We start from the raw sequence: 13,099 nt of genomic DNA, 5'->3' as shown, positions 1-13,099 counted from the left end.
TTTTCCCATGATCTCCTGGATCGCTTCGGCCTGTTCGACCTTCTTCCGCAGCCGTTCGTTCTCCGCGCGTAACCGCGCCAACTCGGCTCGTTCCTGAGCATCCACCCGACGCGATCCCTTCGACTTGAGTGCTGCCGACACCATCGACGCCTCAAAGTCTCCCCGATCACGCGAGTGCAACCAGCCCCGCACCGTGGCCCGAGACAACCCATACTCACGCAACAACCGCGCACGGCCACCCCGCTCCAACATCGCCGCATCCCACAACTGCAGAAACTCGACCTTGAAACCGAGCGGGTACGACCGCTGCCCGCTAGGGGTCCGACCCACCTCGACACTGATAGACACCACGCACTCCGTTCCCCGCGACCCCTGCCAGGTGTCTCACAAACAGCCTGACAGGGAGCGGCGACCTGGTGGGTTTGTCCATCCGTGGTGGGTTTGCGGGGCTGATTGTCGCCGGCGTGCCATCCTGGAACCCGTGGATCTCGTCAGGCACCTGCGATTCTTCGTCGCCGTCGCCGAGGAAGGCCACTTCGGGGACGCTGCCGCCCGACTGGAGATGACACAGCCGCCGGTCTCGCAGGGGTTGCGCCGCCTGGAGAAAGAGCTCGGGGTCCAACTCATCCGACGTACCTCTCGCGGCGCCGAACTCACCGACGCCGGCCGTGATCTCCTACCCCGCGCGCGACTCCTGATCGACGACGCCGCGCGGTTCCTCGGCGAGGCACGACGCCTTCATGACGGGACCGAGGTGTTGCGTTGGGGTGCAGTCCCTCTCGCCGGGGCCGGCGCCGTTGCCGCTGTCGCACAACGCCTCGGCGACGTGTCCTCCGGCCAGGAGATGGTGAGTGGCACGACGGTGGGTCTCGTCGAGCAGGTGTCGGCGGGCACCCTCGACCTCGCCATCGTCGATGCCCCCTGCGTCACCGGCGCTCTCACGGCCGGTCCGGTCGTCGTCTTCCGACGCCAGGTGGTCGTGCCGACCGGTCATCCGGTCACCACCGCGACGCGGCCGCGGCTCCGCCAGCTCGCGGGACTCGACCTCTGCCACCCGCCACGAGCAGCCAACCCGCCCGCATACGACCAGCTGATCGATCGTCTCCGCGAATCCGGACTCGACCCACACGTCCTTCCCGTCTCGTCTGCCGAACACCTGGTGGCGGCCGTCGCCGGCGGTGGCGCATTCGGTCTGACCGCCGACGCAGAACGCCTCGCGTCACTCGACGCCGTCCGATGCCTGCCTCTCGGGCGCGACACCACCGCACTCCGGCTTCGGGTCGTCTACCGGGAGTCAGCACTCGCCGAGGTCGCCGACGTGACGACGGCGGCACTCTGGAAGATCAGCAAGGCGTCCGATTGAGTGCCCCGGGCACACTCCCCGACCACGTGCGGGAGCGAGTCGATCGCGACGTCGCCGAGATTCTCGCCGACGCCGGCTGTTCCGGCTGGGTACACGCCACGACGATCGGCTCACCGCAGATCGAGCACTCCTTCGACGCCGACGCGCCAGTCGTCCTGGCCTCGGTCTACAAGCTCGCCGTCCTGATCTCTTTATGTCGCAGTGCCGATCGCGGTGACATCGACCTCGCCTCCTCGATCACAGTCGACCCGACGCTATGGGCGCAGGGCCCGACGGGGCTGGCCGCCTTCGGCGACCCGGTCACGCTGAGCCGGCGCGACCTCGCCATCTCGATGATGACCGTCTCGGACAACGTCGCTGCCGACGTCCTCCTCGACGAGCTCGGCCTCGACCGCGTACGTGCGGATCTCGTCTCCCTCGGCGCCGAGCGCACGCGGATCGTCGGCGGTGTCGCAGAACTACACGAACGACTCCAGCGCGAGACCGGAACCAGCACGGTGGCAGAGGCTTTCGCCGCTCTGGCCGATCCGGACAGCGATGCTTCGGTGAGTGCCTACGACGCCGCCTACTCGAGTTCCTCGACGCCCCGGGACTGCACGGCGCTGTTGTCCGCGGTCTGGACCGATCGCGCTGCGTCGCCGGAGATGTGCGCGTTCATCAGGGACACGATGCGCCGCCAGGTCTTCACCGCCCGCCTGGCGTCGGGCTTTCCCTTCCGGCGGGTCACCGTGGCGGGCAAGACCGGGACCCTCGTCGCGATCCGCAATGAGATCGGCGTCGTCGAGTTCCCCGGAGAACTTCCGGTCGCGGTCGCCGTCTTCACCCTGAGCGCCCGGTCGGAGCAATCATTGCCGCAGGTCGACCGCGCCATCGGCGAGGCGGCCCGGACAGTCGTGACTCAGCTCCGCGTCCCCGCCGAGTAGCCACTCGACCTGGCGCGATAGCGGATCGCTATCGGGTCATTGCGCGTCGCGACTTTGCGTGGACGCCCCCGGGTCGGTTGTCTGGCCACATGCGTCGGTGGTTGGTCGTCCTCAGTGTTCTAACCGTGCTGGTCGGCACGCTGTCCGGGTGTTTCCTGACCCAGGACTCGCCGGAGGACACCTTGCAGTCGTTCGCGGAGGCGCTCCAGCGGGGCGACGCCGACGCTGCCGCCGACCTCACCGACGATCCGGTCGCGGCGCGCGTGACCATCAAGTCGATCTTCGACGGCATGGGTTCCACCCCGAAGCTGTCGGTCACCCCCGACCTCGTCGATGACAAGAAGGTCACCGGCACTCTCGACCATCAGTGGCAGATCCGGGACACCAACACCGCCTACCAGACGTCGGTTGTTCTCGCCGAGACGGATTCGGGTTGGCGCATTCGGTGGCAGCCGTCGGTCATGCACCGGCAACTCCGCGAGGGACAGTCCTTCTCCTACAGCGACGATCGCGCCTACCGTACTCCCGTGCTCGACACCAACGCCCGACCGCTGATGACCTGGCAGCCCGTGACGCTGATCAATCTCGAACGGGCACAGCTCGCGTCGGCCGGTCAGCTGGCCCGCGCGTTGCGTCCGATCGAACCGTCGATCACGACGGCGACCATCCGCAAACTGTTCGAGGGCAACAACGCCCCGAGCCAGACGGTGATCAGGTTGCGGGAAAGCGACCTCAAACGCGTCCAACGCAGTATCGGCGAGATCCCCGGTGTCACGACCACCGAGCAGGGCGCACTCCTCAGCGCGACCAAGGCACTCCACTCCCCGGCTATGGCAGGACTCGAGGACATCTGGCGCAAGGCGATCGACGCCACCGCCGGTTGGTCGATCCAGATCGTCGACCGGGACGGCGCACCAACGCATCTCGTGGACTCGGCGCAGCCCGGTCAGACGTCTCCGGTCCGTACCTCGCTCGACCGCGACATCCAGGCCCAGGCACAGCGGGCCGTCGACGGAGAACGACGCCCCGCGATGATCGTCGCGATCACCCCGTCGACCGGCGGGATCGTCGCCGTCGCCCAGAACGCCGCCGCCGACAAGTCCGGCGCAGTGTCCCTCAGTGGGTTGTACCCGCCGGGATCAACCTTCAAGACCATCACCACCGCTGCGGCCCTGGCGTCGGGCGGGGTGCAGCCGACATCGCAGGTCCCGTGTCCGGGTCGCGCGACCATCGAGGGCCGGACGATCCCCAACGAGAACGACTTCGATCTCGGGACCGTCCCTCTGCCAACGGCATTCGCCCGATCGTGCAACACCTCCATGGGCGCGCTGGCCAACAAACTCCCCGCCGACGCGTTGACCTCGATGGCCCGCAAGTTCGGCATCGGCGCCGACTACACCGTGCCCGGGCTGACGACCGTGACCGGTTCTGTGCCGAAGGCCGATTCCCCCGCGCTTCGTGTCGAGAACGGCATCGGCCAGGGCACGGTCACGGTCAGCCCGTTCGGACTGGCGCTGGCCGAGGCGAGTCTCGCTCGGGGCGAGACCGTCACCCCGACGCTGGTCGAGGGACAGGCGACCACCGGTGACACCGACTCCCAGCCGATCCCCGGTGACGTTGTCCGTGCGCTGCGAAGCATGATGCGCGACACCGTCACCCGCGGAACCGCCACCGCGCTCCAAGATGTCCCCGGCCTCGGCGGCAAGACCGGCACCGCCGAGTACGGCGACAACAAGAACCCGCACGGCTGGTTCGCCGGCATCGTCGGCGACCTCGCATTCGCGACGCTGGTCGTCGGCGGCGGGTCGTCGGGGCCCGCGGTTCAGGTCAGCGGGGAATTCCTGCGGCCGCTGACCAACTGACGGCGTCCGTCCCGCGTCGACGCCGCGCCTATCTCGCCGGCGCCAATTGCTTCGTGTACAGAGCGCTTCCCGAGGCGTCGGCGAGCTGGACGGACAGCACGCGAGTCCTTCCGTCGATCGACACCTCGCCGAAGTGTTGGTATCCCTCGGCCGGGGACACGTTCTCCTCGGTGGGCGCATGCACGAACTCGTATTTCGCGCCGAAGGTCTCGTCCAACGGGCTCTGCGGGAACGCACCCGCGTGCAGCGGCCCGGCAACGAACTCCCAGAACGGCGAGAAGTCTTTGAAAGCAGCGCGATCGGGTTCATAGGAGATCGCCGCCGTGTAGTGCACGTCTGCGGTGAGGTACACGATGTTCGGCACGTTCTTCGTCTGCGACAGGATGCGTGAGAATGCGATCTCGCGTCCGAGGGGTGCACCCGGATCGCCCTGGCCCACAGCCTCCATCGCCGTCGGGCCGTTCTCGGGCGTCGTGTTCTTGTCGGCGACGACGATGCTCAGCGGGAGGTCGTTGGCAACAACCTTCCAGGTCGCCGTCGACCCCTTCAGCCCGTCGATGAGCCACTGGGTCTGTTCCGCCCCGAGCACACCGTCGACATTGACCCTCGACCACGCATCGGGATTGGGGTCTTTGTGTGTGCGCATGTCGAGGAGGAAGACGTCGAGCAGGGGCCCATAGGAGACCTTGCGGTACAGGCGCTTCGACCTCGACGCATCGACGGGTTGCCACTCCTGCCAGGCCTGTCGCGCATTGCGGGCCAGAACATCGACGTCGGTCTCGGTGTAACCATCGCGCCCCTGACCGGCGAGGGTCTCGCCCGGGAACCAGTTGTTGACGACCTCGTGGTCGTCCCATTGCACGAGTTGGGGCACCGACGCGACGAACCGTCGAAAGTGCTCGTCGGTGAGGTTGTAGGCGTAATTGCCCCGGTAATCGTCAACGCTCTGGGCGACTTGCTGTTTCGCCGCACTGGTCACGTTCCGATAGATCTCGCCGTTGTTCTGTTCCTGGGTCGCGCTGATGGGCCCATCGGCGTAGATGGCATCACCGGAGTGGATGAAGAAGAGCGGGTTGCGCTCGGCCATCGTGGCGAAGATCAGCATCCCGCCGAGGTCGGGGTTGATGCCCCACCCCTGTCCCGCGACGTCGCCCGACCACTGAAAGGTGATGTCTCGCGCCTGTACCGGGGCAGTGGTGAAGGTCCCGGCGACCGGTTCACCGACTGCGCCGTCCTCACCTTCGAGGGTCACACGGTAATGAACGGTCTGCCCGGGTTCGAGGCCGGCGACACGAACGCGACCGGTCCCGTCGGTACCCGGCGTCACCACAGGTCCGCGGATGCGTCGAGCGCCCCGGAACGACTCAGACGAAGCGGTCTCGACGATCATCGTCGCCGTCCGGTCCGATCGTGCCCACACCAGTGCGCCACTGCTGGTGACCTCGCCGGCAGCGACGCCGTGGGTGAGCGTCGGACGCGACCTGATCAGACCTGCACCGGAACCCGAGTCCGGCGATCCGCATGCGGCCGCGGCTCCGACCGGGATCAGGAGGGCCCCCGCCCCGGCGGTGCGTAGGACCGTGCGGCGGGAGAGATGCTGGGAGAGAAAGGGCGCTGAGGTCACTCGGGTCAGATTTGCTCAACGGTTCGACGCGCAGGAGAACTGCGGGTGACGACCGGATGTCCGTCCGTCGACCTGTCGATGCGGCACGCTTGACCGGCCCATCCCGATCCGCTCAGATGAACGTATGAGCGACGAACTGTTCGAGCACGAGACCAAGTCCACGCTGACCCGCGAAGAGGCGGCGCAACGGCTTCACGACCTCGCCGACGCGATCGCCCGGCACAACGAGGTGTCGTACGTCGAGAACGACAAGACCGTGCGCATCGACATCCCCGCGCAGGTGAATCTGAAGGTCGAGTTCGAGCGTGGTGAGGACGAATCCGAGATCGAGATCGAGATCTCCTGGTAGTTCTTCTCTTCGAGAACCAAGACGCGAGCCGGTGACCGGTTGTCACCGGCTCGCGTTCTTCTCTCAGATCTGGCCGAGCTTCTCCATCACGTCGAGCGCCACATTCGCCGTCTGGAACAGTGCATTGATCTCGGCCACGGTCACGCCACGGGTTGCCGGGTTCTGCAAGCCGAAACTGTTGACGAGCGCAGCGGTCCGGGTCGACTGGAAGAGGAGCGTCGTGGCCTGGCTGTCGCCGATCAGGTCGCCGACGAACCACGCGGTGAACAGAGGGCCGAGGTCGACACCGTAGGTGCGCTTGACGTCTTTGACGATCGTCGGTGTGGCGTCGACGAGCGCACCGCCGAAGGTGTAGAAGTCCCGGGTGTGGCCGGGCGTCGTGTCGATGTTCTCCAGCGCGTAGGGGAAGTCGACGAGGAGATGGGCGAAGATCTGCCCGAGCAGAACCCGTCCGGGACTGCGATCGCACGCGGTCGTGAGAGCGAAGGCCTGCGCCCAATGCGCCTGCGGCTCACCGCCGGTGACGTACTCGTGGAGGTTCCCGACGTACAGGCGGACGACCTCCACGGCGAGGTCCGACGCCCACTCCGGATGTTCATAGATTCCGGAATCGATGCTGGGTCCGACGAGGTCGAGGATGTTGTCGAAGGCGATCGGGAACGTGCCGAGATAGTTGTTCGACTTGCTGAGCTCTTTGCGCAGGTCGCTGATCGTGGAGCGCGCATCGTCGAAGGTCTTGATCTCGGACGTGTCGGTCAGTTCCGAGAGTCGCTGCTTCGTCTCAGGGGTCGAGGCGGGGGCACAGCGACTTGCGGGAGCAGCAGTGGCCGCCGGGGTCAGTACGCCGGCCCCACCGACGAAGACAGCGACTGCTGCGAGGCCCGCACAGAGGGCGCGTCTGGCATTCATGCCTGCGGAGCGTAGGGAGGCCTTCAGCCAGACCAAACGGTCAGAGACGCGGTGGGCTCAGATCTTCTCACTTCGGGTAACTAGGTCCCTACAGCCGCGGGACATAAGTCCACTTATGGTCGGGGCCAAGGTCCCTGTACGCGAGACAACGGGCCGCGACTGGGGCAAATGTCCTGGTCGGAGGCCTGCCCACTCGGTCCTGAGAGTCCGAGTGGGTCAGCGCTTCCGCGCGCGATGTTCTTTCGTCTTCGCGATGTAGGCCGCGGCGTCCGGCGTCTTGCAGCTGGTGTCGCCGTGGTCGACGACGACGGTGCCGATCCGGGCAGCCACAGCCAACGCCTCCGATTCGAGAGCGTCGTTCCGTACCCCGATCGCGATGAGCGCCGTGTTCATCGAGTACCGCTCGCGGTTCTGGCCGCTCGCGATGTCGCGTTCGATCCGCGAGAGCAGTTGTCGGAAGTAGGAGTCCGGCAGCTTCTTGTCCTTTGTCGCGATGGTGGCGAGGATCCCCCATCCCATCGCGGCGACGAACTCGTGGTCCGATTCGATCCAACGCTCGGCGGTGTCCTTCGCCAGTGGGGTCGACGCCGCGTACCCGGACACCGCGTCGGAGAGCGTGTAGTTGTCGACGTCGCGCGCCCAGGCGCCGAGGAGCGTCGGGTCGGACTTCTCGGGATCGGCGATCATGGAGGCCAGAACGCGCGCATCATGATTCCCGCTGTCCCACAATCCCAGAGCGAGTTCGTGGTCGGTCTTGATCCGCTTCTTGAGCTTCCCGAGCGCGGAGTAGCTGACACCGAACTGGTTGTCGCCGACCCCGTGTCGGCGGTAGGTCTTGCGTGTCTGCTCGGAACCGAGGGATTCCAGTTCCGCGAGTACGTCGTCCACCGCTGCCATGCCTGGTCTCCACACTTCCGTTGTCATCACTGCGGTTCCGTGTCGGCGATGCCGAGTTGGCGAGCAACCTGGGGTCCACCGACCTCCCGAACGAACTCGGGATCACCACAGACCACCAGATCATCACGGGCGCGGGACAATCCGACGTAGAGGCGTTCGCGAGACCGATCCCACGCCTTCGTCTCGTTGAGCGCCAGCACGACGACGCGTCGTTCCAGTCCCTTGAAACCGAGGACGTGACCGTAGAAGACCTGATCACCGTCCCAGAACGACTCCCAGTACTCCCGGGTGCCCTCGGCCTGGCGCGCTTTCTGTTCGGAGTGGCGGCTCCCGGTGGTCAGCAGCGCGATGTCCTCGGGCCGCCATCCCTTGTCGAGCAGCGGGTCGATCTGGTCGTCGGCGGCGTCGAGCGCGTCGGCTGCCGCGCACGGCACGAAGGTCACAGCCGGCCCGTTGCCACCGTGCAACTGCATTCGCTGTCCCACAAGCGGTTTGAAGGTCTCGGCGATCTGCTTGGTGTTGCGGAGGTTGTGGTCGAGGACCAGCGGCACCAGGTCCACCGGCGGCGACCCCTGTCGGGCGAAGACACGCTGCGCTTCGTCGCTGAACACGTAGATGCCGCCGGACTCGGGGTCGCGCAGGCACGCGAGCATCGGTTTCCACCAGTCGTCGGCGAAGTCCTGTGCCTCGTCGACCACTATCGAGTCGAAGCGCTTTCCCGGCGCGAGCCCCTGCGCGAGCTCGTACATCTGCTGCGGAAGCTCGTGTTCCCAGAAGTCCTGCGCCGCTTGGGTTCGTTCCTGCTCGTCGGGACCGGTGGGCGCGCCCCATTCGATGCCCAGTTCATGGAACTCGCCGACATACGCGGGCCGTTCCTTGCGTGGCCACGTCGCGGTGAGTCGTCGGAGAAACGACGCCAACCCATGCGAGTAGCAGACGAAGGCAACCCGCTGACCGTCCTTGGCGAGGCGTCGTGCCTGCTCGACGGCGAGGAAGGTCTTGCCGCTGCCCGCACCGCCGCGCACCTCGACGCGATTGAGCTGGTGGATCGCACGGAGGATCACCGCCTGGTGGGAGGTGAGCGTATCGGCGACGCTCTCGTTCTCCAGAGCACGGGCGACCACATCGCGCTGCGGTAACCCCCTGCCGCTGAGCGCGATCCGCAGCTGGATGATCCCGTCGGCGTCGATGCCCGGCCAGTCGACGTCCTTCTGCAGCAGTACATTCCGGATGAGCGGCATGAGCTGGTGGAGCTGGGTGCGGTCGACGACCTTCCATCGCGGGCACTCGGGGAGTGCGAAGCTCGAATCGACCTCCGAATGCGGGAAGACCACCACGTGATCCCATCGCACGCGCCCCTGCGTCCATCGGGGATCGTGTTCGACGAAATCGCGCAGCGCGTAGCAGCCGTCCCTGACCTGTGCGACCGGGTCGATCCGCTTCGGGCCCTGCCCGACGCGCTCCTGCCACCACGATTCGCCGTCGTGCCACACCTCGCCGCCCTTGACCTCGACACACACGACCCCGGACCCTTCGATCGCGACGACGAAGTCGATCTCGTGATCCTTCGAGTGGTCGGTGACCCGCTGCCCGACCACGATCAGATCCTCGTCCACGAGTTGCTCGTTCAGCACGTCGAAGACCACTTCTTCGCTGGCCGCCGCGAACCGCGGGTTCTCGGGGATCACCGCAGGCATGACGGATACCGCCTTCTGTCAGCCGTACCCAGCGTGTTCGTCATGGGCCAAACCTCGCGTCGTCGATGCCTGTCTGGCGAAGGCTATCGCGCGCCGACGACACCGTTTGGAATCACACGGCGAGACATCGCGAGACGGTTTCGACCAGTCCGCGACTGAGGCGTCGGCCACAGCCGGAACAATCTTCGATAGTTGCGTGTTACAACTTTCACGTCTGTCCTAGTTGCAGCATTCAACAATGTGCCGTCCCGTGCGCGACCTCCGGTCAGTACGAGGACGCGTCTCGCGGAGGTATCGAAGTATGAGCGCACCCGCCACCGGGCCGGCGGACGTCGAAGACATCCCGATGACACACCGCCAGCGGATCGAGGCGCTCGTCGGCCTCCTGCTGGGTATGTTCGTCGCGTTCCTGTCGTCGACCATCGTGTCCAATGCCCTGCCCACGATCATCACCGATCTGCACGGCACACAGGACCAGTACACGTGGGTGGTCACCGCGACCCTGCTGGCGTCGACCGCCACCACACCGATCTGGGGCAAGTTCTCGGACCTGGTGAGCAAGAAACTGCTGGTGCAGATGTCGCTGGCGCTCTTCACCATCGGGTCGATCCTGGCCGGTACCTCGCAGTCCGTCGACATGCTGATCGGCTACCGCGTCATCCAGGGCCTCGGCTTGGGCGGCCTGCAGGCGCTGGTCGTCATCGTGGTCGCAACCATGTTCAGCCCCCGCGAACGTGGCCGCTACCAGGGGCCGATGGCTGCGGTGATGTCGGTCGCCACCGTCGCGGGTCCGCTGATCGGCGGGCTGATCGTCGACACCAGCTGGCTCGGCTGGCGCTGGACCTTCTACGTCTGTGTGCCCCTCGCCGTCGTCGCCCTGATGGTCATCCAGCGCACTCTGAACCTCCCCGTGGTCCGCAAGAAGGTCAGCATCGACTACGGCGGCGCGCTCCTCATCGCCTCCGGCGTCAGCACCCTGCTGATCTGGGTGACCCTCGCCGGCAAGAGCTTCGACTGGGCGTCGGCGACGTCGTACGGCCTCGTCGCGCTGGGAGTTGTTCTGCTGGCCGCCGCGGTGTTCGTCGAGTCGCGCGTGAGCAGCCCCATCATCCCGCTGCATCTGTTCCGTGACCGCACGACGACGCTGGCCACGCTGGCGAGCGTCGCGGTCGGTGTCGCGCTCTTCGGCGGTGCGGTGTTCCTGGGTCAGTACTTCCAGATCGCGCGCGGCTACTCGCCGACCGCGGCCGGTCTGCTGACGCTGCCGATGATCATCGGCTCGATGGTCTCGGCCACGATCTCCGGCCAGATGATCACCCGCTTCGGACGCTGGAAGGCCTACCTGGTCGCCGGTGCGGCGCTGATGACCGTCGGCTTCGGACTGCTCGCCACGATCGACGCACACACCAACATGGTGATCCTGGGCGTGTACCTGTTCGTCCTCGGTGTCGGCATGGGTATGACCATGCAGAACCTGGTGCTCGCGGTCCAGAACAACGTCAGCCCCGCCAATCTGGGTGCGGCCACCTCGACGGTCACGTTCTTCCGGTCGCTCGGCGGCGCCTCGGGTGTGTCGGTGCTGGGTGCGATCCTGTCCAACCACGTCACCGATCTCATCGCCAAGGGCCTGAGCGCGGTCGGTATCGACGCGGGGCAGACCGGCGGCTCGCAGGCCGGGCTGGCGAACCTCAACGAGTTGCCCGGTCCGATCGCCGACATCGTCCGCGGCGCCTACGGTGATGGCACGGCGAGGATCTTCCTGGTCGCCGGCGTCATGGCGGCACTCAGCCTCGTCGCCATCTGCTTCATCAAGGAGGTCGCGCTGAAGACGATGAGCAGCGATGAGGAACGTCGGGCCGAGGCCGCCGCCGCGGCACTCGCCTCGACCGAGGACACCCAGCCGCGATGAGCACGGTCGCGGTCGGGCTCGACCACAGCCCGGAGGCGGAGGCCGCTGCACGATGGGGTGCGGCGGCCGCTCTCCGACGCGGCGGGCGACTGCTGCTCGTCAGCGGATACGCACCCGCGGGTGCCGCCCAGAGCCTCGCCGAGTTCGACATCGAGAACATCCGCGACGCCGCGCTCACCCGAGCCGACGCGGTCGCCGAGTCCCTCCGCGCCCAGCATCCGGATCTGCACGTCGACACCCTGGTCAAGCCCGAGCTACCGGTTCCGCTGCTACTGCAGGTGTCCGAACACGTCGACCTCCTGGTGCTGGGGCATCATCGGGCGAGCTGGCTGGAACGACTCACCGCCGGAAGCGTCAGCGCGACCCTCACCGCACGGTCGAAATGCCCGGTGGTCACAGTGCCTTTCGGAAATTTGAGCTTCGACGGCCCGGTGGTCGCCGCCGTCGACGTCGACGCGCCGTCGGAACACGCCATCAATACCGCGTTCGCGCGTGCCCACGAGATCGGTCAATCGGTGACCATCATCTGCGCCATCCCCGACGACGCTGCGCCAGAACACATCTCGGATGTGTACGCGCGGGCCGACGCCCTCCTGACGCCGTGGCGACAGCAGTATCCCGCGCTCCCCGTCAACATCCAGCTCGTCAACGGCGATCCACATCGATCCCTCGCCGAGGCGGTGCCGCAGGCGTCTCTGCTGGTCATCACCCGCCCCCGCGCCGGAACCACCTTCCCGGTCTGGACCACCTCGGTGACCCGCGCCGCCCATCACGCCTCGCGGTATCCCATAGCCGTGATCGATCACGCGGCGTCCTGATTTCCGACAGTTCGGATCAGCGTGGTGCTGAACGCTGTCTCGCCCTCCGTTGCTCGTTACGTTCGATGCCACTGCATCGTTCGCCCGAAGGAGCACCATGACCGAGACCGCCACCCGCCTCAATGACGTCGACATCGCAGCTGTCGGTCAGCTCGTCGAAGCCATCCAGGCCGACGACTCCAAGGCGCAGACGACCTGGGCTGCACATGTTCAGTGGAACGGTGCGTTCGCGTCCGAGGCCCGTGTCCGGAACTTCTCGCCGATAGGGTCCGACGAGCCGGCCGCGCTCGGCGGTGGCGACACCGCACCCAATCCCGTCGAACAACTCCTCGGTGCGCTCGGCAACTGCCTCGCGGTCGGTTACGCAGCCAATGCCACGGTGGCCGGCATCGAACTCAAGGACCTCCGCATCGATCTCAAGGGCGACCTCGATCTTCGTGTCTTCCTCGGACTCGCCGAGGGTCACGCCGGCTTCAGCTCGATCACCGCGAACGTCACCATCGACTCCGACGCCCCGCGCGAGAAGCTCGACGAACTGCACGCGAAGGTCCAGGCCAGCTCTCCCGTCGGCCACACCCTCGGCAGCGCAGTGCCGGTCGACATCGTCCTGCGCTGATTTCCCCGAACCTCGGGCTCGGCGACCGTTCGGCCGGGACCTGAAAGACGGTCGGCGAGTGCGCAACAGCGCATTCGCCGACCGTTTCTTTGTATGGGTTTGGACCACGTTGCGATTTGTGCCGGTTTCCGC

Annotated in this window: 11 protein-coding genes; 7 read left to right on the top strand and 4 right to left on the bottom strand. The window is 66.5% G+C overall.

Annotation, left to right across the window (positions count from 1 at the left end; genetic code table 11):
* Positions 1-481: 481 nt before the first annotated feature.
* The 3 genes from GONAM_RS12855 (at position 482) to GONAM_RS12845 (ending at position 4,148) form a co-directional block, all read left to right on the top strand.
* Positions 482-1,363, top strand: coding sequence for a LysR family transcriptional regulator (locus GONAM_RS12855; RefSeq protein WP_040536326.1), 882 nt, complete (start codon positions 482-484; stop codon positions 1,361-1,363).
* Entirely contained in the window at positions 1,360-2,286 is a 927-nt protein-coding gene (locus GONAM_RS12850) for a serine hydrolase (RefSeq protein WP_006867187.1), read from the top strand. Before GONAM_RS12855 ends, GONAM_RS12850 begins: the two co-directional genes overlap by 4 nt.
* Positions 2,287-2,375: 89 nt before the next feature.
* Positions 2,376-4,148, top strand: a complete 1,773-nt coding sequence (locus GONAM_RS12845) for a penicillin-binding transpeptidase domain-containing protein (RefSeq protein ID WP_040536323.1) — start codon at positions 2,376-2,378, stop codon at positions 4,146-4,148.
* 28 nt (positions 4,149-4,176) lie between these two features.
* On the opposite strand, the gene GONAM_RS12840 is transcribed toward GONAM_RS12845, so the two are convergent.
* A complete protein-coding gene (locus GONAM_RS12840) occupies positions 4,177-5,772 on the bottom strand; it encodes an alkaline phosphatase D family protein (RefSeq protein WP_006867185.1) in 1,596 nt (531 codons plus the stop codon).
* Between the two features lie 124 nt (positions 5,773-5,896).
* Here GONAM_RS12840 and GONAM_RS12835 point away from each other — a divergent pair, with 124 nt between their 5' ends.
* Positions 5,897-6,121, top strand: a complete 225-nt coding sequence (locus GONAM_RS12835; RefSeq protein ID WP_006867184.1) for an amphi-Trp domain-containing protein — start codon at positions 5,897-5,899, stop codon at positions 6,119-6,121.
* A gap of 63 nt (positions 6,122-6,184) precedes the next feature.
* Here GONAM_RS12835 and GONAM_RS12830 read toward each other — a convergent pair whose 3' ends face one another.
* The 3 genes from GONAM_RS12830 to GONAM_RS12820 form a co-directional block, all read right to left on the bottom strand.
* The gene (locus GONAM_RS12830) at positions 6,185-7,030 is read right to left on the bottom strand and encodes a DUF5995 family protein (protein WP_051992550.1); all 846 of its coding nucleotides are present in this window, start codon (positions 7,028-7,030) and stop codon (positions 6,185-6,187) included.
* Positions 7,031-7,246: 216 nt separating this feature from the next.
* Entirely contained in the window at positions 7,247-7,927 is a 681-nt protein-coding gene (locus GONAM_RS12825; protein ID WP_006867182.1) for a DNA alkylation repair protein, read from the bottom strand.
* A 26-nt stretch (positions 7,928-7,953) separates the two neighbouring features.
* Positions 7,954-9,624 (bottom strand): NERD domain-containing protein, encoded by a 1,671-nt coding sequence (locus tag GONAM_RS12820; protein ID WP_006867181.1) that lies wholly within the window; start codon positions 9,622-9,624, stop codon positions 7,954-7,956.
* A gap of 301 nt (positions 9,625-9,925) precedes the next feature.
* On the opposite strand from GONAM_RS12820, the gene GONAM_RS12815 reads away from it, so the two are divergent.
* The 3 genes from GONAM_RS12815 to GONAM_RS12805 all read left to right on the top strand — a co-directional run bounded on the left by GONAM_RS12815 (position 9,926) and on the right by GONAM_RS12805 (position 12,967).
* A complete protein-coding gene (locus GONAM_RS12815) occupies positions 9,926-11,533 on the top strand; it encodes an MDR family MFS transporter (RefSeq protein WP_006867180.1) in 1,608 nt (535 codons plus the stop codon).
* Positions 11,530-12,351 carry a universal stress protein gene (locus GONAM_RS12810; protein WP_006867179.1) on the top strand — a complete coding sequence of 274 codons (822 nt, stop codon included), beginning with the start codon at positions 11,530-11,532 and terminating at the stop codon, positions 12,349-12,351. Before GONAM_RS12815 ends, GONAM_RS12810 begins: the two co-directional genes overlap by 4 nt.
* 97 nt (positions 12,352-12,448) lie before the next feature.
* Positions 12,449-12,967: an OsmC family protein gene (locus GONAM_RS12805; protein WP_006867178.1), complete on the top strand. Its 519-nt coding sequence runs from the start codon at positions 12,449-12,451 to the stop codon at positions 12,965-12,967.
* The last annotated feature ends 132 nt before the right edge of the window (positions 12,968-13,099 follow it).

Source organism: Gordonia namibiensis NBRC 108229, assembly GCF_000298235.1.
In the GTDB taxonomy this organism is placed as follows: domain Bacteria; phylum Actinomycetota; class Actinomycetes; order Mycobacteriales; family Mycobacteriaceae; genus Gordonia; species Gordonia namibiensis.
This window is presented reverse-complemented; position numbering and strand designations above follow the sequence as displayed.